Source organism: Flagellimonas rhodophyticola (genome assembly GCF_049332665.1).
Classification (GTDB): Bacteria; Bacteroidota; Bacteroidia; order Flavobacteriales; family Flavobacteriaceae; genus Flagellimonas.
The window spans coordinates 1,448,648-1,473,475 of the sequence record NZ_CP186326.1; the positions used below are offsets into that span (position 1 = coordinate 1,448,648).

18 protein-coding genes are annotated in these 24,828 nt (G+C 41.2%); 13 read left to right on the plus strand and 5 right to left on the minus strand.

The annotated features are described in order from the left end of the window. From ACOKFG_RS06475 to tsaB, 7 genes are all read left to right on the plus strand, one after another. The gene (locus ACOKFG_RS06475; protein WP_299487878.1) at nucleotides 1-1,113 is read left to right on the plus strand and encodes an efflux RND transporter periplasmic adaptor subunit; all 1,113 of its coding nucleotides are present in this window, start codon (nucleotides 1-3) and stop codon (nucleotides 1,111-1,113) included. Nucleotides 1,114-1,210: 97 nt separating this feature from the next. Next, nucleotides 1,211-1,912, plus strand: coding sequence for an ABC transporter ATP-binding protein (locus ACOKFG_RS06480; RefSeq protein ID WP_298794135.1), 702 nt, complete (start codon nucleotides 1,211-1,213; stop codon nucleotides 1,910-1,912). Then, entirely contained in the window at nucleotides 1,905-3,134 is a 1,230-nt protein-coding gene (locus ACOKFG_RS06485) for an ABC transporter permease (protein WP_422862060.1), read from the plus strand. Before ACOKFG_RS06480 ends, ACOKFG_RS06485 begins: the two co-directional genes overlap by 8 nt. A 1-nt stretch (nucleotide 3,135) precedes the next feature. After that, entirely contained in the window at nucleotides 3,136-4,392 is a 1,257-nt protein-coding gene (locus ACOKFG_RS06490; RefSeq protein ID WP_422862061.1) for an ABC transporter permease, read from the plus strand. A gap of 25 nt (nucleotides 4,393-4,417) precedes the next feature. Continuing rightward, nucleotides 4,418-5,536: an efflux RND transporter periplasmic adaptor subunit gene (locus tag ACOKFG_RS06495; RefSeq protein ID WP_422862062.1), complete on the plus strand. Its 1,119-nt coding sequence runs from the start codon at nucleotides 4,418-4,420 to the stop codon at nucleotides 5,534-5,536. 36 nt (nucleotides 5,537-5,572) lie between these two features. Next, nucleotides 5,573-6,901, plus strand: a complete 1,329-nt coding sequence (locus ACOKFG_RS06500) for a TolC family protein (RefSeq protein ID WP_299175104.1) — start codon at nucleotides 5,573-5,575, stop codon at nucleotides 6,899-6,901. A gap of 16 nt (nucleotides 6,902-6,917) precedes the next feature. Continuing rightward, entirely contained in the window at nucleotides 6,918-7,595 is a 678-nt protein-coding gene (gene tsaB, locus ACOKFG_RS06505) for a tRNA (adenosine(37)-N6)-threonylcarbamoyltransferase complex dimerization subunit type 1 TsaB (protein ID WP_299487870.1), read from the plus strand. A 4-nt stretch (nucleotides 7,596-7,599) separates the two neighbouring features. On the opposite strand, the gene ACOKFG_RS06510 is transcribed toward tsaB, so the two are convergent. From ACOKFG_RS06510 to ACOKFG_RS06525, 4 genes are all read right to left on the minus strand, one after another. Then, the gene (locus ACOKFG_RS06510; RefSeq protein ID WP_299487867.1) at nucleotides 7,600-8,424 is read right to left on the minus strand and encodes a mechanosensitive ion channel domain-containing protein; all 825 of its coding nucleotides are present in this window, start codon (nucleotides 8,422-8,424) and stop codon (nucleotides 7,600-7,602) included. Nucleotides 8,425-8,493: 69 nt separating this feature from the next. After that, on the minus strand, nucleotides 8,494-10,602 hold the full coding sequence (locus tag ACOKFG_RS06515) for a thioredoxin domain-containing protein (protein ID WP_299487864.1): 2,109 nt from the start codon (nucleotides 10,600-10,602) through the stop codon (nucleotides 8,494-8,496). 58 nt (nucleotides 10,603-10,660) lie between these two features. After that, the gene (locus ACOKFG_RS06520; RefSeq protein WP_298794147.1) at nucleotides 10,661-10,861 is read right to left on the minus strand and encodes a dodecin family protein; all 201 of its coding nucleotides are present in this window, start codon (nucleotides 10,859-10,861) and stop codon (nucleotides 10,661-10,663) included. Between the two features lie 71 nt (nucleotides 10,862-10,932). Beyond that, complete coding sequence (locus ACOKFG_RS06525; RefSeq protein ID WP_299487861.1) at nucleotides 10,933-11,829, minus strand: NifU family protein; 897 nt, start codon at nucleotides 11,827-11,829, stop codon at nucleotides 10,933-10,935. Between the two features lie 126 nt (nucleotides 11,830-11,955). Here ACOKFG_RS06525 and ACOKFG_RS06530 point away from each other — a divergent pair, with 126 nt between their 5' ends. Continuing rightward, nucleotides 11,956-12,951 carry a PorP/SprF family type IX secretion system membrane protein gene (locus ACOKFG_RS06530; protein ID WP_299175114.1) on the plus strand — a complete coding sequence of 332 codons (996 nt, stop codon included), beginning with the start codon at nucleotides 11,956-11,958 and terminating at the stop codon, nucleotides 12,949-12,951. Nucleotides 12,952-13,003: 52 nt separating this feature from the next. Here the strand turns inward: ACOKFG_RS06530 and ACOKFG_RS06535 are convergent, their stop codons facing one another. Beyond that, nucleotides 13,004-14,176, minus strand: a complete 1,173-nt coding sequence (locus ACOKFG_RS06535; protein ID WP_299487859.1) for a VWA domain-containing protein — start codon at nucleotides 14,174-14,176, stop codon at nucleotides 13,004-13,006. Between the two features lie 210 nt (nucleotides 14,177-14,386). Between ACOKFG_RS06535 and ACOKFG_RS06540 the strand changes: the two genes are divergently transcribed. The 5 genes from ACOKFG_RS06540 to ACOKFG_RS06560 all read left to right on the plus strand — a co-directional run bounded on the left by ACOKFG_RS06540 (nucleotide 14,387) and on the right by ACOKFG_RS06560 (nucleotide 24,823). Continuing rightward, nucleotides 14,387-16,594: a histidine kinase gene (locus ACOKFG_RS06540; RefSeq protein ID WP_298794151.1), complete on the plus strand. Its 2,208-nt coding sequence runs from the start codon at nucleotides 14,387-14,389 to the stop codon at nucleotides 16,592-16,594. Continuing rightward, the gene (locus tag ACOKFG_RS06545; protein WP_298794152.1) at nucleotides 16,594-17,325 is read left to right on the plus strand and encodes a LytR/AlgR family response regulator transcription factor; all 732 of its coding nucleotides are present in this window, start codon (nucleotides 16,594-16,596) and stop codon (nucleotides 17,323-17,325) included. The genes ACOKFG_RS06540 and ACOKFG_RS06545 overlap by 1 nt, the downstream gene beginning before the upstream one ends. A 10-nt stretch (nucleotides 17,326-17,335) precedes the next feature. Beyond that, nucleotides 17,336-17,851, plus strand: coding sequence for a gamma carbonic anhydrase family protein (locus ACOKFG_RS06550; protein ID WP_299487854.1), 516 nt, complete (start codon nucleotides 17,336-17,338; stop codon nucleotides 17,849-17,851). Nucleotides 17,852-17,932: 81 nt separating this feature from the next. Continuing rightward, a complete protein-coding gene (gene fabD, locus ACOKFG_RS06555) occupies nucleotides 17,933-18,814 on the plus strand; it encodes an ACP S-malonyltransferase (RefSeq protein ID WP_298794155.1) in 882 nt (293 codons plus the stop codon). Between the two features lie 171 nt (nucleotides 18,815-18,985). Beyond that, nucleotides 18,986-24,823, plus strand: coding sequence for a Calx-beta domain-containing protein (locus ACOKFG_RS06560; protein WP_422862063.1), 5,838 nt, complete (start codon nucleotides 18,986-18,988; stop codon nucleotides 24,821-24,823). Nucleotides 24,824-24,828: the final 5 nt, after the last annotated feature.

Sequence of the window (24,828 nt, forward strand, 5' to 3'; positions counted from 1 at the left end):
ATGAAAAAGTCAGTAACCATTATCATTCTATTGCTCATCATAATTGTTTTTGGGGGATCTATGTATTATCTCTATCAAAAAAATTCTGAAAACCCAGTAGTTTACGAAATAGAAGAACTTTCAAAAAAGAATATTGTTAAAAAAGCGGTAGCCACCGGTAGTATTCTTCCCCTCGAAGAAGTATTGATCAAGCCTAACATCTCAGGAGTAATTGAGGAGATTTATGTTGAAGGTGGTGATTACGTAAAATCGGGCGACTTGTTGGCCAAGATAAAAGTAGTCCCCAATTTAAATGCGCTGAATGACGCCAAGAATGCGATTGACGAAGCCAAGATTGATTTGGATGATCAAAAGCGAAATTATGAAAGACAAGCATCACTTTTTGATAAAGGTGTAATTTCCAAGGCGGATTTAGAGCGTGCCCAGGTGGCCTATGATCAGGCAAGGCAATCGCACAGAGCAGCGAACAAACGCTACGATATTGTAAGAACGGGAACTACTTCGGGATTTAGCAATTCGGCTAATACATTGATTAAATCAACTGTTAGTGGAATGGTTTTGGAAGTGCCGGTAGAGGTAGGAAATCAAGTGATAGAGAGCAACAATTTTAACGAAGGAACCACAATTGCCGCGGTTGCCGATGTGGAAAAGATGATTTTTGAAGGAAAAGTGGATGAATCAGATGTAGGGAGAATAAAAGAAGAACTACCCTTGGAAATAACAGTTGGTGCAATTGAAAACAAAGTTTTTGATGCCGTGCTGGATTACATCGCACCAAAAGGCAAGGAAGAGAACGGAGCCATCCAGTTTGAGATTAAGGGAACACTTAAAAAGCAAGACTCTGTTTTTATTAGAGCAGGTCTTAGTGCCAATGCTTCCATTATCTTAGCGAGAGCAGATAGCGTTTTGGCTTTAAAAGAGGCCTTGGTTCAGTTTGACGATGATACCAAAAAACCATTTGTTGAAGTAGAGACCTCGGAACAACAATTTGAGCGCAGGGATATAGAGTTAGGGGTAAGTGATGGTATTTTTGTGGAGGTAAAATCAGGACTTGTGCTCGAAGACAAGGTCAAGGTTTGGAATGCCATAGAGGAAGACGAAAACACAGACTAGTCATTTAATAAAAAAAATCAAATAATCTTGTAACATTTTAACGACTTGTAAGTCATATTACAGTAGTTAAACTACCAGATAGCTAATATTCTCAACCATGATAGAAATCAAAGACCTTAATAAGTCCTATAAAATGGGCAGTAATTCACTTCATGTATTAAAAGGAATCAATTTTAATGCAGAAGCCGGTGAGCTAGTGGCCATTATGGGGTCTTCAGGTTCTGGAAAATCTACTTTACTGAATATTTTAGGAATGCTCGATGGAGCTGATAGTGGTGAATACATCTTAGATGGTGTCCCGATCAAAGATTTGAGCGAAACAAAAGCTGCGCAATACAGAAACAAATTCTTGGGCTTTGTTTTCCAATCCTTCAACCTGATCAATTATAAGAGTGCAATGGAGAATGTAGCCTTACCGCTATATTACCAAGGCGTGCCAAGAAAAGAACGACAAGAAAAAGCACTTAAATATTTGGAGAGAGTAGGATTAAGGGAATGGGCTACCCATCTACCAAGTGAGTTGTCCGGAGGACAAAAACAACGTGTGGCAATTGCTCGGGCTATGGCAGCAGAGCCTAAAGTTCTTTTGGCCGATGAGCCAACAGGAGCTTTGGATAGTACCACTTCGTATGAGGTCATGGATCTTATCCAAAAAATCAACGACGAAGGAAACACCATTTTGGTTGTTACCCACGAGGAAGATATTGCCCATATGTGCAAACGAATTGTCCATTTAAAAGATGGAGTAATTGTAGAAGACAAAAAGGTAAAACAAGTTAGGGCCGAACAATATGTTTGATAGAGATATTTGGCAAGAAATATTCAACACCCTTAAAAAGAACAAGCTTCGTACTTTCTTAACAGGCTTTTCCGTTGGTTGGGCTATATTTATTTTGGTGATGCTTTTGGCTTCAGTCAATGGTATGCAAAATGGATTTGTTGGTCAATTTAATGACGACGCCACTAACTCTATTTTTGTTCGTCCGGGTACTACAGCAAAGGCGTATGCCGGTTTTGAAGCCGGAAGACGCATTCAATTTAAAAGTGACGACGTAGAATATATCAAACAGAGTTTCGCCGATGATGTCGAGTATATCAGCGCCAGATATTTTTCTAATACAACTGCAAGGTATAAAAGTGAAACAGGATCATATCCGATACAAGCAGTGCATCCTGAATTCCAGATTATTGAAAAGCTTATCATTACAGATGGAAGATTTTTCAATGAAGCGGACCTCACCAATAAGGCCAAAGTTGCCGTAATTGGAAATAAAGTAGCTGAAGATTTATTTAAAGATGAGGATCCAGTCGGTAATTTTGCCGAATTCAATGGGCTCCCCTTTCGTATTATCGGCATATTCATTGACGAAGGTGATGACAATGCAGAACGAAGAATATACGCGCCAATTAGTACATATCAAAGAATTTACGGAAATACAAACGATATAAGTGCTATTGCCCTTACATACAATCCTACCTATGATTTGACAAAGGCATTGGAGTTTTCCGGACGTTTAGAAGATCTATTGAAACGAAGACATAAGGTATCTCCCAAAGACCAATCTGGATTGTTTGTTTGGAACTACGCCGAGGCTTTTGATGATATCAGTAGTTTCTCAGCAGTTTTGAGGGCCATCGGAATTGGAGTTGGATTCTTGATCCTGATAGCAGGAATAGTAGGCATTGGAAACATCATGGTTTTTACCATTAAAGAACGCACCAAAGAAATCGGTGTTAGAAAAGCGTTGGGTGCGAGACCCAAACAGATTGTAAACCTGGTACTTCTAGAATCTATTTTTATCACTACCCTATCTGGGTTTATTGGACTATTGTTTGCCTGGATGATTTTGGCTGCAATAGGTCCTACTATAGAAACACCAGCTTTTAGCAACCCTAATGTCAGTGGTTCTACCGTAGTCACAGCCACTATCGTATTGATCGTAGCGGGTGTGATGGCCGGTTTAATACCAGCAATAAAAGCTGCAAACGTAAAACCCATTGTTGCATTAAGAGATAAGTAGTATGTGGTTATTTGATAGAGATTTATGGTCAGAAATTTTTCATACGCTTGGAAAGAACATGTTCCGGACATTCTTGACCATGCTGGGAGTTATATTTGCCATGCTCATATTGGTCCTTCTTTTAGGTTCTGCCAACGGAATGAGCAACGGATTTGATAAAATTTTCGCCGGAACCGCTTCAAATAGCCTTTTTGTCTGGGGACAGAGTACTTCGGAACCATATAAAGGTTTTGAAAGAGGGCGTAGAATCCGATATAAGATTGATGACGCTCGAATTTTAAAAGAACAAATCCCCGAAATTGAGGTTTTGGCACCACGAATTGAATTGGGGAACCATCGCAACGTGACCACCGTGTATCGAAAAGGCCAGACCAGTGGATCTGCAGTATATGGTGATTTTCCAGAAATCGACAATATTACCAAGAAGAAGTTGGTGGAAGGAAGATTCCTCAATAACAATGACATCAAAGACTCAAAAAAGGTTTGTGTCATAGGAGAGGAAACCTATAAATTACTTTTTGAAAAAGGAGAAAATGCAATAGGGGAAGATATCCGAATTAATGGAGTGTTCTTTTCCGTAGTAGGTATATACAAACCAAATAACAACATTAATATCGATGGTGAAAACGCGGTCTTTATACCATTTACCACCTTCCAGAAAGCATTTAATAGCGGAGAACGTATGGGTTGGATGGCGATAGCCGTAGAACCGAATACAAAGGTTGCCGTTGTTGAAAACCAAATAAAAAGAATCCTTAAGGCTAAGTACGATATTCATCCCAATGATGAAAGGGCTATTGGAAGTTTTGACATGTCGGAAATTTTCAACAACATCAGCGCCTTTACAAACGTGTTAAAAGGGTTCTCATTCTTTATTGGCATATTCACCCTTTTGGCCGGTATTATTGCTATCAGCAACATTTTGTTAATTACAGTAAAGGAAAGAACTAAAGAGATTGGTGTCCGACGGGCCCTTGGGGCCACACCGGTTGTGGTAAAACGTCAGATAGTTGTTGAAGCCATTGTTTTAACAGCATTTGCAGGACTTATTGGTTTTGCCATTTCCGTAGGCATTTTAGCAGGACTGAATTCCCTTTGGGGTAGTGGAGAAGATTTTCCGTTTGTTAACCCGATGGTCAATATACCTCAGTTTGGAATTTCATTTTTGCTCATGGTAACCTTTAGTGTATTGATAGGATTATTGCCTGCAAACAAGGCCATTCGAGTAAGACCAATAGAAGCATTAAGAGAAGAATAATCAATCAGAATAAATTAGAATAACAATGAACAAATATGTAAAATATGGATTGATAGGGTTGGCCGTAATAGGTATTTTGGCTGCCATTGTCTATTTTCTAAAACAGAATAGCACCCCTAAACAACTGTATAAAACCGAAACGGTGGAACGTAAAGATATCACCAACAAGGTAATCGTAACCGGAAAGGTTATTCCAGAAGATGAAATCAATATTAAACCACAAATTTCTGGAATCATTGAAAAGATTTACTTGGAGGAAGGAGTCGAAGTCAAAGCTGGGGATTTGATTGCCGTAATTAAGGTAGTTCCAAACGAGCAGTCGTTGAACCAGGCGGCTGGAAGGGTTAGAAATGCGGAATTGGCCTTAAACAATGCCAAAGTAGAGTATGATCGAAACAAGGCTTTGTTTGACAAGGGAGTAATCTCAAGCCAAGATTTCAACAATCAGCAGTTGACCTTTGATCAGGCTCAACAAGAATTGAAGAACTCAAGAGCGGATTACCAAATTATCAGAAGAGGTTCCGCAGGAGGTTCAGCAAGCGCTAACACTAACATTAGGGCTACTGTTTCAGGGACAATTCTTGAGATTCCGGTAGAAGAAGGAGATCAAGTAATTCAAAGTAATAACTTCAACGATGGTACAACGATTGCTACCATTGCTGATATGACCAAAATGATTTTTGAAGGGGAAGTGGACGAAGCTGAGGTTGGAAAACTACATGAAGGCATGCCTTTGGAGATTAGTTTGGGGGCTCTGGAAAAGAACAAATTTGAAGCAAAACTTAAATTCATTGCTCCAAAGGGAGTAGAAGAAGAAGGTGCTGTTCAGTTTAAGATAGAAGGCGATTTGGAAATGAACGATAGTACCTATGTGCGCGCTGGTTATAGCGCTAATGCCTCAATTGTTTTGGAAGAGAAGAAGGACGTACTTGCCATCAAGGAAGCATTGTTGCAATTTGATAAAGATTCCGAGCAGCCCTATGTAGAAGTGGAAATAGCCGAGAACGAGTTTGAGAAAAAGGAATTGGAATTGGGTGTTAGCGATGGAATTGATGTTGAGGTTATTTCAGGAATAGAAGAAGATGCCAAAATCAAGGTTTGGAATAAATTGGAGCAGAAGAGTGATGATGACGAAGATTCCTAATCAATTAGCTTAATAAAGAATTAAATCAAAAAACGAATGAAAAGTAGATTAATAACACTACTGGTACTGTTGTGCGCCGTTACAATTTCAAACGCACAGATGCGGAAATGGACACTACAAGAATGTGTAGAATACGCCGTAGAAAATAACTTGACCATTGAGCAGTTTGAGCTGGACTTGGAAAATGCCAAGATAGATGAGTCAGATGCAATCGGGGCACTTATTCCTAATTTGAATGGTTCATCGACCATATCATCGAATACAGGTTTATCCTTTAACCCGGCAACCAATGAACCAACTACGAATACGATTTTGAATGTCAGCGCGAACCTTTCATCCAATGTAGTTTTATTTGATGGACTTCGAAACTTTAAAAGAATCCAAAGGGCAAGATTGAACGGGATTGCAAATCAATATCGGGTTGATGACATTAAAGATGATATTAGATTAAATGTGGCCAATTCATATCTTCAAGTCTTATCCAATAAAGAAACATTAAAGACATTCAGGGCGCAGCTTGCCGTTACTGAGCAAGATTTAAAAAGAACGAAGGAACTTGTGGAATCCGGTGTTTCTCCTCGGGGGGATTTATTGGAAATCGAAGCTACAGCTGCCAATCAAGAACAACAAGTTGTAAATGGAGAGAGCTTGGTGCTGATTTCTAAAATAAGCCTTGCCCAACTGTTGCAAATAACGGATTACGAAAATTTTGATATCGCCGAAGAGTCTTTTGAAATACCTATTTCTGATATTCTCAACAACTCACCCAAAGTCATTTTCGATAAGGCGTTGACTTTTAGAAATGATATTAAGTTTTCTGAAAGCAATGTTGAGCTTTCTGAGAAGGATTTGGAAATAGCAAAAGGTGCCAAATATCCTACGCTTACTGGTTTTTTCAACTATAACACAAGATATTCAGATCAGAATGCGATTTTTGGAAACTTTTTTGACCAATTGTACATTTTTGATGGTATCTCCTATGGAGCACAACTAAATGTTCCCATTTTTAATGGTTGGAGTGCTAGAAACAATGTAAAACGAGCAAAAATTAATGTGGATATCTCTAAAGTTCAACTGGAGCAACAAAAACTTGAATTGGAGACCAATATCAATCAAGCTTATGTAGATGTAACTTCTTTCTTTAAAGCATACGAAGCTGCCGAAAAGACGTTGGATGCACGAAGATTGGCTTATGATTATGCCAGAGAGCGCTTTGATGTTGGATTGATGAATGCATTCGATTTTAGCCAGGCCCAATCAAGATTGGATAACGCTGAGGCCGATGTAATCCGAACCAAGTACGATTATATTTTTAGATTGAAGATATTGGAGTTCTATTTTGGTATTCCGATTTCACTAAACTAGTATCTTTGTGGCCGCTATGGCCAGAATACTAAACTTAGAAACAGCAACTACAAATTGTTCCGTAAGCATTTCGGAAGGTAATGACATTGTTTGTTTAAAAGAAAACAATGCAACAAACTACTCCCATTCAGAACAATTGCATGTATTTATAAAGGAGGCTTTAGATGAGGCCTCCTTCTCTTTTTCCGACTTGGATGCAATAGCTGTAAGTAAAGGTCCAGGATCTTATACGGGTCTCCGAATTGGAGTGTCTGCCGCCAAGGGATTATGTTTTTCACTTGATTTACCATTGATTTCGGTGCCAACCTTGCAAAGTATGGCATCTCAGGTTTTGCTGAAGGAGGATGAAGTTGTTATTCCAGTGCTTGATGCACGACGCATGGAAGTGTATTCCTCGGTTTTTGACGCTGATTTTAAGGAAGTAAGGGAGACCAAGGCTGAGATTATTACCGAAGATTCTTTTGGCGACTACGCCTCTTTTCAGAAAGTGTACATTGTCGGCAGTGGGGCAGAAAAATGCAAAGAGATTCTTAAGCAAGGGAATTTTCAATTTGATACATCCATAGTCCCTTCTGCTAAGGAAATGGCCTCAATTTCATTTAAGAAATTCCAAGAGAACACCTTAGAAGACGTCGCTTATTTTGAGCCTTATTATCTAAAGGATTTTGTAATGCAGACTAAAAAGAAGAATTAGCAACTTACTCCGAAGCTCCGTGAACCACACGTTGTGGGAATGGAATTTCAATTCCGGCCTCATCAAAACGGGATTTGGTTTCTTCGATGACGTAAAAGTGGGCTGGCCAAAACACATCGTTTTTAGCCCAAAAGCGTAAAGTAAGGTTTACGGAACTATCACCCAATTCTCCAACATAAACTTCAGGTGCAGGTTCATTTAATATATCAGTACTATCTGCACAAACCTGGAGCAAAATTTCTTTTGCGGCCTTAATATTTGAACCATATCCAATGCCAACATCGAACTTATCTCTTCGCGTATTTTCCATGTTATAATTGACAATACTTCCGTTGGAAAGCTGTCCGTTTGGAATAATGGCGACTTGGTTTCCAAAAGTATTGAGCTTGGTGCTAAAGATGGTAATCTGTTTTACCGTGCCATCGACACCTTGTGCAGAAATCCAATCACCAACTTTGAAGGGTTTAAAAAGGAGAATTAGAACACCACCCGCAAAATTGGCCAAAGATCCTTGCAGTGCCAAACCAATTGCCAAACCTGCCGCACCGACCATGGCAATTAGCGATGAAGACTGTACTCCAAGTTCGGTAACTACCGCAACAATTAAAAGTACTTTAAGGGCTATACTGATAAAGCTTTGTAAAAAACTTTCCAATGTTTCATCATAATCCTTCCGTTCGAAGAATTTATGGACTAGCTTATTGATTAGTCGTATGATCCACAAACCGACAACAAAGATTATGATGGCCCAAAACAGTTTTGGAAGATATGCCAAGACTAACTTTAATGCTCCTTCCAACTGTTGTTCAAGATTCCAAAACTCTTCCATAGTATTCAAATAAAAAACAAAGAAAAATGATGTTACAATTTTTTACAATGTATAGATATTAAACTTTGTTTAATTCCGCAATTGACCTAGTGCTTTTTCTGCCGAGGTAACAGGTAGTTTGCACGTCCCTTCAATACACACATAAACCAAGGTTTGGCCTTCATTGTACCTACTTTTCAATAGTTCGATAGTACCTTCTTTTGGAGAACCGACCAAGATGCTATTGGGGATATAACTACTTGCTATTTGTTTTCCCAAATCCTTGTAATTCTCACCAACGACAGCAATTTCATAGAAATTCTGATTTTCATAGAGTACCAAATGCAACCAATTGGCAAAACCTTGGGCACTCTCATCAAAATCTGTCTGTACATTTTTAACCATTTGTTCAGCGGTTTCTCCGTAACCTTCCTCAGAAAACAATTTGTGATATTTGAGCAGGTTTTTGGCCATGATTGAATTGGAAGCGGAAATTACATTATCACTTGTTTCGACAGATCTTCGAATTAAGGATTCATCCTCATCAGAAGTATAGAAAAACATACCAGATGTACTGTCAAAAAAGTGAAGTTTGGTATAATCCAGCAATTTTTTGCCATGCTCTAACCATTTTTGGTCAAAAGTAACCTCATATAAAGCGATATAAGCCTCAATTACTGCGGCGTAATCATCTAAAAAGGCATTGATGTTACTTTCACCCTTTTTATGGTTTCGGAACAGGGAAAAATTGTCTTTTATCATTTCCTTTTCAATGAATGCTGCATTTTTTAGGGCTAATTCAAGGTATTCTTCATTTCCTAAATAACGGTAGGCATCAACAAGGCCTTTCAACATCAAGCCGTTCCATGAGGTAAGAATTTTATCATCCAATCTAGGCTTGTCCCGTTTCGCTCTTTCTTGTTTTAAAATGTTTAGCGCCTTCTTCATCTTTTGCCCAAGACCAGGTACAGAGATACCATGCTTTTCGGCAATTTCGGTATCATCTTTATCACGAATCAACACATAATTACCCTTTTCCCAAAGTCCATAGGAGTTGATGTTGAAATAATCTTTAAAGATTTCATAATCAGAACCAATTAATTGGGTCAGCTCTTCCTTGGACCAAACATAATATGCACCTTCTTCCAATTCACCGTGGTCATCAAGGCTATCCGCATCTAAAGAAGAATAGAAACCACCATTTTCATCTGATAACTCCTCTTTTACAAAATCAATAGTTTCTTGGACTATGTTCTTATAGAGTTCGTTTCCGGTTGCAGCGTAGGCTTTGGCATAAAGACTGGTCAATTGCCCGTTGTCATACAGCATTTTTTCAAAATGTGGTACATGCCATTTGGTATCAACCGCATATCGCGAAAAACCACCTCCCACATGATCGTAGATGCCCCCGTAGGCCATTCGGGTTAATGTAACATCGACCTGCTCCATCAATTCAGGCTTGTTATTGGCAGTTGCGTAATGTAACAGAAAATCCCAATTATTGGGCATCATGAATTTCGGTGCCCTTTTATATCCTCCTAGGTAATTGTCAAAATGTCTGGACCAGTTTGAAACTGCGTTGTCCAACTGATCTAGAGAATAAGTATCTGCATCAGCCTTGTTTTCTACTAGGTTGATGGCATTTATTCCATTTGCAAGGTCGGTAGCAACCTGTACAATTCTTTGCTTATCTTTTTTGTATAGATTAATGAGTTGATCTAGAGATTTGACCCAATTGTCTTTTGGTACATATGTTGCACCCCAAAATGGCCTTCCATCGGGCAGGGCAACAATGTTTAAGGGCCAACCACCGTTTCCGGACATCATTTGAATGGCATCCATATATATTTGGTCAACATCCGGTCTTTCTTCCCTATCAATTTTAATGTTGATGAAATTTTCATTCATCATTTTGGCCACTTCTTCATCTTCAAAACATTCCTTTTCCATGACATGGCACCAATGACATGCGGCATATCCAATACTTATCAAAAGTGGTTTGTCTTCTTTCTTGGCACGTTCTAGCACCTCAGGACTCCATGCCTCCCAGTTCACTGGATTATGAGCATGTTGAAGCAGGTAAGGACTTGTCTCGTTGATTAGGGCATTGGTGTATTTATGGTCCACTTTGGTTGTTTTTTGGGTGCATCCCTGTGTCAAGGAAAACAGAACCGATAAAAGTGCAATTCTTTTGATCATAACAATATTTTGGACACAAAAAAAGCGCCCTAAATGGGCGCCTTATAATGCCCTTTGATTATTTTACCTCAAAGGTAATCTTTACGTTTACTCTGTAGTCATCAATTTTACCATCCTTAACAGATGCGCTTTGTTCATTGATATAAACCGAGCGGATGTTTTTAACTGATCTGGACGCTTGGTCCAATGCATTTTTTGCGGCTTGTTCCCAACTCTCATCTGAGTTGGCCAATACCTCGATTACTTTTAATACTGCCATAATAGTTAATGATTTTAAATTTATCCAATTTAGGAAAAATTAGGCATAACCTGCAGTATACCCTGGGGAAATTAACCGTTAATGGCAACCACCTCATTTACTTTGTCGCCCATCATATTCTTGAGCATGGTCTCAATCCCATTTTTTAATGTAAAAGAGGAAGAAGGACACCCACTACATGCTCCTTGCAAAACGACATTTACAGTCTTGCTTTCCTTTTCATAGGATTGGAATAGAATATTTCCACCGTCGCTAGCAACGGCAGGTTTTACATACTCCTCCAAAATGTCCACAATTTGCTGGGAGGTGTCGTCATATTGAACTTGACTTACCTGTTGCTCAGCAGTTTCTTTGGCTTTTTCAATAGCAATTTGAGATACGACCTCTTTGCCATCAGCCAAAAAGTCTCTTATGAACTCCCGAACTTCCATGGTTACTTCCTCCCATTCAGCAACATCAAATTTGGAGACAGAAACATAGTTTTCATCCAAGAAGACTTCTTTTACAAAAGGAAAATGGAAGAGTTCTTGTGCCAATTGGGAATCTTTGGCCTCATCAATGTTCTTAAACTCGTAGGTTGAAGGGACTATTTTTTTATTGGATACAAACTTCATTACCGCAGGGTTCGGAGTAACTTCTGCATAAACGGTTATGGGTTGTTTCTTTTTCGTTTCTTCCTCATTCACAATGGGCTCTCCGGCATTTAAATACTCCACCAATTGCTGTGCTACTTCATCTTTTACATCTTCCCATTCTACAATGTCAAATCGTTCCAGAGCGATAAAATTTCCGGAGATATATACAGTTTTGATAAAAGGTAGGTAAAACAACTGTTGCGCTAGTGGTGAATCCTTTGCTTCGTCAATGTTTTTATACTCGTAGTTTCCCTTTACAAGGAAATGATTGGCCTCAAATTTTAAGATTTTTGCGTTGTTGGTGGCAACCACCGTGATATTAAATTCTTTCATGGCAACTATTTGTTGCAAAAGTACCAAAGTAAATAAGAGGGTCAAAATATATAATAATGTACTACTTCGACCGTTATCTAAATGTTTGATTACCTTTAAACCACAACTATAGCCCAAAATCGTTGCATGAGACGCTATTTAACCTCATTAATCATAACCCTGTTATTTGGGCTTACTTCTAAGGCTCAGGAGGGTATTCCTATTTATTTTGACTATTTATCGGATAACTATTATTTGGTGTATCCTTCGATGGCAGGAATTGCCGAAGGAACCAAAATTAGGCTTACGGCACGTAAACAATGGTTTAGCGTGGATGAAGCTCCGAGTCTTCAGACATTAAATGTCAATTCCAGGGTAGGTCAGCGAAGCGGTGTTGGTGCAATTTTATTCAATGATTCCAACGGATATCATTCCCAAACGGGATTTAAAGCGACCTATGCGCACCATTTACAACTTGCGGGTGATTTTAGGACATTGAACCAATTATCGTTCGGATTAAGTGCTGGGGTTATTTTGAGTAGTTTGGATGAAACAGAGTTTAGATCGGTTGTCCCTGACCCAGTCGTTACTGGTGTCAAGAATACAGCAAGTTATTTTAATGTTGATTTGGGTGCTTCTTATAATTTTATGGAGTTTTATGCCCATGCAGCTGTTTTGAATATTTTGGGAACCGGGCGTGACTTATATACAGCCGCAGAATTTGATAATTTAAGAAGGTATTTGCTTTCTGCAGGATATGTTTTTGGAAGAAAAACGAGAATTGAGCCTTCTGTTCTTTTTCAATTGACAGATTTTACCAAGGAAAAAACAATCGATTTTAATGCTAAAGTATATAGAGATGTAAGCTTTGGAACCGTTTGGGGTGGATTATCATACCGCAGAAGTTTTGATGGAGCGCAATTTCAGACCAATGGTGGTTTTGGAGAACAACGCCTGCAACTTTTTACGCCTATTGTTGGTGTTAACGTAAATAACTTTTTATTCTCTTATAATTATTCGTATCAATCTGGGGATATCCGTTTTGACAATGGTGGATTCCATCAGATTACATTGGGCTATGATTTTGGTCAGAATGATCAGGGCAAACGTTACGATTGTTATTGTCCCGCTGCTAATAATTAAAAAAGGCCTATCCAATAGGGATAGACCATTTTTTCACCTGTAATTTACGGAACTAGTTATCCCACTTATAATTTTTCTTTGAGGCCTGGGCCTTTATGGCTGAAAGCATTGCGTTCTCAAGCTCTCCAGCTTCTTCCTTTTGATTTTTGGCGATATAGGCCTCACGCTTTTTGTTGAGCTCCTGAATTTGTTTTTGAATTTTTACCCGCTCGCTCTTTTTAGCGATTATATATTCTTTTATTTCCTTTTCTGATTTTCCCTTTAATTCTGAAGGTAAATCGTCCTGTTTTAGCTCAGAAACAACCGCTTCATCATCTTCAATGGCATCCACCAAATCCCATTTTGAGTTTTTGTAAAGCCTGGAACTTTTACTAACAGCTCTTTTAACGGCGACCGCTTCTTCCAATTCAGCGGCATTACTATCTTGCATAGCTTGTGCTGCTTTCTTTTCTCTTCCTATAGAACCATAAGAAATATAAGTATTGTTTAGTTGACCATTCAATTTGATGATGATGTCGTCATATGGGGTGTCAATATGCACCACTTGTCTATTATGGTCAATGGCCATGTACTCTCCACCGGTCATTAGTGCACCATTTTTCCACTTTGTTGAAATACCCTGATTGTAATTTCCGCAAAAAATGGTGTTAACGATTACATCATTTTCTTTGGCATTGTATGCAGCATCTTGATAGTTCAGTTTCCCTTGAGTAAATGGTTCGTTGCCTGCAATGAATATCATTTTAAGATCATCTGCATTTTTACCCCATTCCAATTGCTTTAATGAAGTTTGAATGACTTGTCCACAATATTCTTCACCGCCATTTGTGGTCAGGGAAAACAATTTTTCTGAAATTTCATCAAGGTCATTACTAAAACCAATTACTTGTCTAATGTAACCCTCATTTGCGCTCAGGTTGTCATTACCATATTCATAAAGGGCAATCTGTAATAAAGGTCTTGTTGCGTTTTCACATTTAGCATGGGTAAACTCATTTACTATATCCCAAAGCTGTGCTTTAGCCTGGTTGATAAGCCCATCCATACTGTTGCTGGTATCCAACAGTAATGCAATTTTCACATACTGTTTTGATGGTTTTTCAACGATTGATTTGGTAACCAATGCCGTGTTTTGATGTTGTTTTTGATTTATGTTGCATCCGTAGATGTTTCCAAGGGTCAATGTGGCCATGGCCAAACCCAATACATATTTTACATTTTTCATGATTCAATATTTTTAAAAGATGGGCTAAATGTATCTCTACCTTTTTTCAATAAAAACTAAAAATGAGGGAATGGACTGTTGTAATGAGTAAGCTGACCTTCTTGGTTTGTAAAGGGGTAAAATGCACATGCCTAAAGCCCATTTTTGCCTAAGGACCATTTTTTAGTACGCTTCAGATATACTAAGTTTACTTAAGTTTTGAACGTATATATGACTAAAGTAAAGCACTTTATACTCCTTTTTTTGATGGCCGTATTTACTGGATTTTCACAGGTAAACGGTGACAATGCTGTAATGGAAATCAAGGGAACGGTCAAAGGAATGGAGAACTTTGAGCCTATTTCAGACGTTGATGTGTCCACAAGTTCGGGAAGGTATGCACGCACCAACGCTTTGGGCGAATTTAAAATAAGGGCATCTATTAATGATATTCTTATCGTAGAAAGCCCGGAGTTTGAAACCGTCAGACATCGCATAACTTCAGATGAGGATATTGACGTTCGCGTTGAGGGTTATGACCCTTATAGTGTTGACCAAAAGAAGAAAAAAGAAGCAGCACGGAGTACCACGAATCATGAACGGTTTCTGGATTCGGCTAATTTCTATAAAAAAACAGATCTCGAAAAAAGTATTGATTTCATCGCTAAATCAATTTCACAGTTAGGGAAAAGAGGCAATAAAAGGGAGCTATCCACAGCATTGACCGCTTTGGGAGATATATACTTGTTTCACCAACAATATGACCTTGCCATTACCAATTTTAAAGATGCCTTGTCCAACAGACTATCTTCAAAAACAAGTTTACTACTTGGGAAGGCCTATTTGCGGAACGGAGAATTTCAGAATGCCGAGAATACACTTTTGCCCTTGTTGGAATCAAAAAATATGATTCCATATCAGCGTATCGAACTTTATGAAGCTTTGGGAGACATCAATAAGGCATCATCAAAACTGGAAAAGGCATTGGATTTTTATCAAGAAGGTCTAGAAGTGGCTCAAAAGAATCAGATATCACCAAAGGTCATCGATTTAAATTCAAAGATAGCCGATGCCTATGCAGGTGAAAACCGAATTATTGAGGCCGAAGGATTCTATACGAATTCATTGAGTCTTTCAAAACAAGTGGCCCCGGAAAGACTGATTGAGGAGAATGAAAAGGTTGCAGATTTCTATAGTGACAAAAATAGATATGATGATGAAATACGATTACGGAAAAAGAGCTTAACCGAATTAAAACAACTGCCCCAGCAAGCTGTTCCGAAACCTAGTGCTGGTCTTTTAAATCCGGACTCTATAACATCACAACGTATCAACTACAAAATTGCCAATGCTTATATCGCCCAAGACAAGCTTGATGAAGCCATTCCATATTTGGAGCGCAGCATTGTTGAGGCGGACAGCGAAGACGATTTGGTGGTGCAAAAGGATGCTACAAGAAAACTATCAGAAGTCTATCGATATAAAGGGGATTTTTCCAAAGCTCTGGAGTCATATCAAAACTATGTGGCGGTTGTTGATAGTCTTTATGTGCGGAAAGAACAGGAAATCTCTCGAGCAGCAAGGTTCAATCGTGAGATTGCCACCAAACAGAATCGCATCTCCAGTTTAGAACAAGAACGTCAACTATCGCAGAGTAAGTATAGCTTGGCACTTGCTGAGCAACAACTTTCTAGGGCCGCGACCAAGAAACAGGAATGGATCATTTATTCATTGGCTATTGGAATTATCCTACTGACCTTGACCACGTTTTTATATTATCGAAGCAACAGGCAACAAAAGCTGGCCAATAATCTATTGGCATTAAAGTCACTGCGCACGCAAATGAACCCTCATTTTATCTTTAATGCCCTGAATTCGGTCAATACTTACATTGCAAAAAGTGATGAACGAAGTGCAAATCGTTTTTTAAGTGAATTTTCGGTGCTCATGCGCAGTGTTCTTGAAAATTCGGAAGAAGATTTTATTCCGCTTTCAAGGGAATTGGAACTATTGGAACTGTATGTCAAGCTTGAGCATTCCCGTTTTGCAGATAAATTCGATTTTGAAATTGATATTGATGAGAAAATTGATATTGAGGCCTTCGAAATTCCACCAATGCTCCTTCAACCCTATATCGAAAATGCGATTTGGCATGGATTACGATATCGAGAGGAAAAGGGGTTTCTTAAAATAACTGCAGAACAGCTGGACAATGATATGCTTGAAATTAATATCATGGATAACGGTATTGGAAGGAAAAAGTCGGCCGCATTGAAGACTTCAAATCAAAAGAAACAGAAATCCAAAGGAATGGGTAACATTAAAAAGCGAATCCAAATCTTGAACGATATGTACAAGAACAAGGTTGATGTGTCCATTACAGATCTTTATGATGATGAAACAGGAACTAAAGTATCGCTAAAACTTAAAAAAGATTGATGGAGTTAAAAACAATCATAGTAGAGGACGAGGCAAATAGTAGGGAGATTCTTAGGAATTATCTATCCAAATACTGTGCAGGTATCAAGTTGTTGGGGGAGGCCGCCAATATAGAGGAAGGACAAAATTTGATTCAGGAGCACAAGCCTGATCTGGTGTTTTTAGATGTGGAAATGCCGTTCGGAAACGCGTTTGACCTATTGGATAAAATTCCGGATCGCACATTTGAAACTGTATTTGTCACAGCCTATAACCAATATGCCATAGATGCCTTGAATAACCATGCAGCCTATTACCTTATGAAACCCATAAATATTGATGAATTGGTAAAAGCGGTGGAATATGTAAAAGAAATAAAGGAAAAAGAGAGTGCTTTGGAAGGACAGGTTTTAGTGGCCAAAACCTCCAAGACAGAAGGGAAGATTACCTTGCCACAACAAGATGGTTTTCAGGTATTGGACGTTGATGATATTTTCTTTTGCAAAGCGGACGATAATTACACGGAAATCTATTTAGAACACAAAAAGATTGTGGTGAGCAAAACTCTGAAGTATTTTGAAAACGCTCTTTCCGAATATGCATTTGCCAGAATACACAAATCGTATTTGGTACATGTGGGAAAGGTAACCAAATACAAAAGAGGAAAAGGCGGAAGTGTAGTGTTGTCCAATGGAAAAGAACTATCGGTTTCTGCCTCAAAAAAAGCTACCTTGCTATCCTATTTTCAATAATTAAAAAAACATGATTATTCAACCAGTAAGAGGGAAATCACCTAGTATAGGTGAAGATTGCTTTATTGCGGAAAATGCGACTATTGTAGGGGAAGTGACCATGGGAGACCATTGCAGCATATGGTTCAATGCAGTTTTACGGGGAGACGTCCATTATATAAAAATGGGAAATAAGGTCAATGTGCAAGATGGTGCTGTTATTCATTGTACCTATAAAAAATCACCTACAACAATTGGGAATAATGTTTCAATAGGTCATAATGCTATAGTGCATGGTTGTACCGTAAAAGACAATGTCCTTGTCGGAATGGGTGCTATTCTGATGGACGATTGCGTAGTAGAGAGTAATTCAATTATTGCAGCCGGAGCAGTTGTAACCCAAGGCACGCATGTAGAAGCAGGAAGCATATATGCTGGAATGCCGGCAAAAAAAATAAAAGAAGTAAGTCCAGAATTAAGCGCTGGTGAAATAGACAGGATAGCCAATGCGTATGTTAAGTATGCATCCTGGTTTAAAGAAGAATAAGAAAAATGTCTGTAACAACTTCTGTCACTGACCTCTGACCTCCAAATAATCCTTATTTTTGCACCACTAAAAACTAAACCGATGAACGCTTATATTTTCCCAGGACAAGGGGCCCAATTTGTAGGAATGGGTCTTGATTTATATGAAAACCAACCATTAGCACAAGAATTATTTGAAGAGGCAAATGATATTCTTGGGTTTTCCATCACTGATATTATGTTTGAAGGAACGGCAGAAGACCTGAAACAGACAAAGGTTACCCAACCGGCAATTTTTTTGCATTCGGTGATTTTGAGTAAGGTTTTGGGGGAGAATTTTAAGCCAGATATGGTGGCAGGACATTCCCTGGGAGAGCTTTCGGCATTGGTTGCGAATGGAACCCTTAATTTTGCAGACGGATTAAAACTAGTTGCTCAAAGAGCAATGGCAATGCAAAAAGCTTGCGAAATGCAATCAAGTACTATGGCAGCAGTATTGGGATTGGAAGACGCTGTTGTCGAAAAGATTTGTGCTGAGACCGATGGAATAGTAGTTCCTGCCAATTACAACTGCCCAGGTCAGTTGGTCATTTCTGGAGATGTAGAAGCGGTTAATCTCGCTTGCGAAAAACTCAAAGAAGCTGGTGCTAGAAGGGCGCTATTACTCCCTGTTGGAGGAGCTTTCCATTCACCTTTGATGGAGCCGGCTAGAGAAGAATTGGCTGCTGCAATTGAGGCCACTAATTTCAATGAACCAAGTTGTCCAATATATCAAAATGTAACCACCACAGCAGTAACTGATTCAGGTGAGATTAAGAACAATCTTATACTCCAATTGACTGCTCCCGTAAAGTGGACACAAAGTGTGCAACAGATGGTCAATGATGGAGCAAAATCCTTTGTTGAGGTTGGGCCGGGAAAAGTACTTCAGGGACTCGTAAGAAAGATTGATTCGACCTCAGAAACTTCATCTGCAATACTCTAAAATAAAGATTTTTCCGACGGCGATAACCGTTCACCCAAGAAACTTAGATTTAATCTGTTAAGTTGTTGGCATTCCTTTAATTTTTAGTAATATTGATTCTTCCCAAATCACCAACCTAAATGGAATAAAGAACGATACTCAAACTTATTTGAATAGGTAATGTTACCCTTCATGAAAAAAGCCTCAGCAAGACAGTTTTCTAGCTATGTATGTAGTAAGCTACTGTTTATAGCATTTACCTTTTTTACTTTTAGTTTTGGATTCGGACAAGATTTCATAAGCATCTCGGACGTTACCCTGGCGGAGGGCGATGCCGGGACGACGAACTTCCAGTTCACGGTTAGCGTTGATGGCGGCGGGAACGCTGCGGCCAACATAGACTTCACGGTCAATACCGCTGACGGCACGGCTACCCTTGCCAATAGTGACTACGTGCAGATAATCGGTGGCAGCGGAACGATAACTGCTGGCAACCCGAGCACTACGGTAACGGTACAGGTCAACGGGGACACCGATATTGAAACTGACGAGGACTTCACGGTGGTATTGAGCGCACCGGTCAACGCGACGATAACCGATGGCACGGGCCTTGGAACGATCACCAATGACGATGTTGCAGTGGTTGATGCGATAAGCATCTCGGACGTTACCCTGGCGGAGGGCGATGCCGGGACCACGAACTTCCAGTTCACGGTTAGCGTTGATGGCGGCGGGAACGCTGCGGCCAACATAGACTTCACGGTCAATACCGCTGATGGCACGGCTACCCTTGCCAATAGTGACTACGTGCAGATAATCGGTGGCAGCGGAACGATAACTGCTGGCAACCCGAGCACTACGGTAACGGTACAGGTCAACGGGGACACCGATATTGAAACTGACGAGGACTTCACGGTGGTATTGAGCGCACCGGTCAACGCGACGATAACCGATGGCACGGGCCTTGGAACGATCACCAATGACGATGTTGCAGTGGTTGATGCGATAAGCATCTCGGACGTTACCCTGGCGGAGGGCGATGCCGGGACGACGAACTTCCAGTTCACGGTTAGCGTTGATGGCGGCGGGAACGCTGCGGCCAACATAGACTTCACGGTCAATACCGCTGACGGCACGGCTACCCTTGCCAATAGTGACTACGTGCAGATAATCGGTGGCAGCGGAACGATAACTGCTGGCAACCCGAGCACTACGGTAACGGTACAGGTCAACGGGGACACCGATATTGAAACTGACGAGGACTTCACGGTGGTATTGAGCGCACCGGTCAACGCGACGATAACCGATGGCACGGGCCTTGGAACGATCACCAATGACGATGTTGCAGTGGTTGATGCGATAAGCATCTCGGACGTTACCCTGGCGGAGGGCGATGCCGGGACCACGAACTTCCAGTTCACGGTTAGCGTTGATGGCGGCGGGAACGCTGCGGCCAACATAGACTTCACGGTCAATACCGCTGATGGCACGGCTACCCTTGCCAATAGTGACTACGTGCAGATAATCGGTGGCAGCGGAACGATAACTGCTGGCAACCCGAGCACTACGGTAACGGTACAGGTCAACGGGGACACCGATATTGAAACTGACGAGGACTTCACGGTGGTATTGAGCGCACCGGTCAACGCGACGATAACCGATGGCACGGGCCTTGGAACAATCACCAATGACGATGTTGCAGTGGTTGATGCGATAAGCATCTCGGACGTTACCCTGGCGGAGGGCGATGCCGGGACCACGAACTTCCAGTTCACGGTTAGCGTTGATGGCGGCGGGAACGCTGCGGCCAACATAGACTTCACGGTCAATACCGCTGACGGCACGGCTACCCTTGCCAATAGTGACTACGTGCAGATAATCGGTGGCAGCGGAACGATAACTGCTGGCAACCCGAGCACTACGGTAACGGTACAGGTCAACGGGGACACCGATATTGAAACTGACGAGGACTTCACGGTGGTATTGAGCGCACCGGTCAACGCGACGATAACCGATGGCACGGGCCTTGGAACGATCACCAATGACGATGTTGCAGTGGTTGATGCGATAAGCATCTCGGACGTTACCCTGGCGGAGGGCGATGCCGGGACCACGAACTTCCAGTTCACGGTTAGCGTTGATGGCGGCGGGAACGCTGCGGCCAACATAGACTTCACGGTCAATACCGCTGATGGCACGGCTACCCTTGCCAATAGTGACTACGTGCAGATAATCGGTGGCAGCGGAACGATAACTGCTGGCAACCCGAGCACTACGGTAACGGTACAGGTCAACGGGGACACCGATATTGAAACTGACGAGGACTTCACGGTGGTATTGAGCGCACCGGTCAACGCGACGATAACCGATGGCACGGGCCTTGGAACGATCACCAATGACGATGTTGCAGTGGTTGATGCGATAAGCATCTCGGACGTTACCCTGGCGGAGGGCGATGCCGGGACGACGAACTTCCAGTTCACGGTTAGCGTTGATGGCGGCGGGAACGCTGCGGCCAACATAGACTTCACGGTCAATACCGCTGACGGCACGGCTACCCTTGCCAATAGTGACTACGTGCAGATAATCGGTGGCAGCGGAACGATAACTGCTGGCAACCCGAGCACTACGGTAACGGTACAGGTCAACGGGGACACCGATATTGAAACTGACGAGGACTTCACGGTGGTATTGAGCGCACCGGTCAACGCGACGATAACCGATGGCACGGGCCTTGGAACGATCACCAATGACGATGTTGCAGTGGTTGATGCGATAAGCATCTCGGACGTTACCCTGGCGGAGGGCGATGCCGGGACGACGAACTTTGTGTTCACGGTGAGCGTGGACGATGGTAGAAACGCTGCCAACAATATAGACTTCACGGTCAACACCGCGGATGGCACGGCTACCCTTGCCAATAGTGACTACGTGCAGATAATCGGTGGCAGCGGAACGATAACGGCTGGCAACCCGAGCACTACGGTAACGGTACAGGTCAACGGAGATACTAATGTGGAGGGCAATGAAAATTTCACTGTAGTGTTGAGTGCACCTGTCAATGCAGTAATAAACGATGGTACTGGCTTAGGTACCATTACTAACGATGACAGTGTAACGGTTGAGTTTTCTCAAGTGACGGGAGTGGACGCAGAGAATAGTGGCGGTAACCTTGCGGTACTTTTGGTGACTGGTACGGTGACCAATGCAACCACGGTTACAGTTACGGATGCTGGCACAGGCAATGCAACTTCAGGTGTAGATTATATCTTCAACAGTCCCCAGGTGGTAAATATACCTGCTGCAACTTATGATGGCACGGTTGGAACAGCTGTTACGATACCTACACTTTCCATAAATGGAGACATTGAAGTTGAGGACAATGAGGTTATAAATCTAGTATTGAGTGCTCCCACGGGTGATGCCACCCTAGCTGCTCAGACTACAACCGGATACAGAATAAACAATGATGACAATGCTACTGTAACTATTGCCGATGCAAGCGGTGATGAGGATGATGGTGCGATTACGGTAACCGCGACGCTTGATAATCCGGTGGACGGAGGATTTACCGTTCAGGTTTCGACCAACGATGGCACGGCTACCATTGCTGATAATGATTATACAGGCATATTAAACCAAACCCTAACATTTGCAGGCACGGCGGGAGAATCGGAAACTTTTGAGGTTACTCCAAATGCAGATAGTGTCATTGAAGTCAATGAGACAATTACGGTCTCAATGGGGAATTTGAGTACCACTTTGCCCATCAATATTTCAGATACGGCAACGATTACCTTCGATAATGATGATTCTTGTGCTGCAGGTAATGCACCGCCAATAATTGATAATTCAGTAGTTAGGGATTTCTGTGACGCCTTTACCCAAGATCTTGATGCCTATAACAACATTGCAATTCCTCCAGGTTCAGATTTAAGATGGAGCACCAATTCTGATACAGATATTACAGGAGACTATCTAGCAACAAGTACGGTAAGCACTCCTGACACCTATTTTGGATTTTTCTATGACGCATTAAACGACTGTGCAAGTCCTACTTTAAGTGTCACAATTACTCAAAATTTTACCCCCTCCCCAGGAACCACTTCGAATGTGGCAACCTGTGATGATTCCAATGAAGGGGACAGTGTAATAGACCTGGATGACCAGTTAACAGGTGCTGATACGGGAAATTGGATATTATCAGATGCACCTGGAGGAGCATCGATTACCATAAATGCCAGCAATATTGTTAATTTTAACGGACAACCTCTAGGGGATTACACATTTACCTATACAACTTCCGGGGCAGTTGCACCTTGTGTTGACCAATCCGTCGATTTGGTGGTAACTGTTCAAGATTGCGCAATTCCTTGCAATGCAGGAATCAATGCACCTTCTTTAGATGTCAATGAACCCACTGAGTTCTGCGATACTGTATTGGCAGATTTAGATGATTATGTAACGGATACCGCTCCTGCAGGTAGTGCACTAACTTGGAGCACAAATCCAGATCCTTTGGAAACTATAGCGCACAGGAATAGTTTGGTAAATGCTCCAGGGTCCTATTTCGGTTTCTTTTATGATTCAACAAATAATTGTGCCAGTCCTGTTTTAACAATTACTCTACAGCGTTTTGATACACCCATAATCGACAGTACCTCTGGAGATACCAGATGCGGCGATGGTACATTGACATTAACTGCCGTCGTAAGCGATGGAAGCTTCTTAAATTGGTATGATTTGCCAACCGGAGGAACTATTTTAGGTACAGGCCCATCTTTTGAGACACCAACACTTTCAACGACAACCTCATTTTATGTTGACGCTACAGCTAATGGATGTAGTACGACTCGTGTCGAAGTTGTGGCCACAGTAAACCAAACACCATCGGCGGGAACACCTTCTAATACTGAAGTATGCAGTACCGTCGGAAATGGAGGTCTAACAGTAATAGATTTAGACACTACTCTTACCGGTGCAGATTCTGGAACGTGGGCAATCATAACTGACCCTTCAAGTGGTACACTCTCCATCGGTACAGATAACAATGTGGATTTTGAGGGTCTGCCAGATGGAAGTTATGTTTTCGAATATACAACAGATGGAGCAGCAGCTCCTTGTACAAATACAACTGTCCAAGTCACAATTTCAGTTAGTGATTGTGTGGTAGATACCGATGGTGATGGTTTGACTGATGGGGAAGAAATGGATTTGGGAACAGATCCAAATCTTGCAGATACCGATGGCGATGGTCTTACTGATGGTGAAGAGGTATTAGTAATAGATGACCCAAGCACAACCGCAGTTCCGGAAAATGCATCTGATCCTTTGGATTCTTGTGACCCTTTCCTAACACCAGATTGTAATCCGGATCCTATTGATTTAGCGGTTACCAAAGAAGTAGATAATGACGCACCCCTATTAAATAGCAATATCACATTTACCATTACTCTTGAAAATACTACGATGGATAGGGTTCTTGATGTTGTTGTAACTGATTTGTTGGGTGGGAGTACTGGATTTGACTATGTTTCACACACAACTTCAAAAGGGACATACGACCAAACAACAGGTGAATGGTCCATTGATGAATTGACCTCCGAGGAGACGGTTACTTTGGAAATTACGGCAACCGTTTCTTCAGCAGGACTGCTTCAGAATACGGTAAACATAACATCATCTTTTCCTGTGGACGGGGTTGACTCGAATAATTCAGCAACGGTTGATGTTAGGGTAAGTCAGAGTCCTTGTAGTGACCCTGGTACTATTTGTAATATATTTTCACCCAACGGTGATGGTATCAACGACACATTGGTTTTTATTGATCCCAATGGGGATTACCCCAATAATACCATAGAAATTTTTGATCGGTACGGTAACAGTGTATTTCAGATGGACGCATATGATAGTTCGTGGGATGGAACAGGAAGTAATGGTGATTTACCCAAGGGAACCTATTTTTATATACTGGATTTAAATGGCGATGGAAGTGAAGTGGTTAAAGGCTGGATCCAAATCTTAAGATAACATGA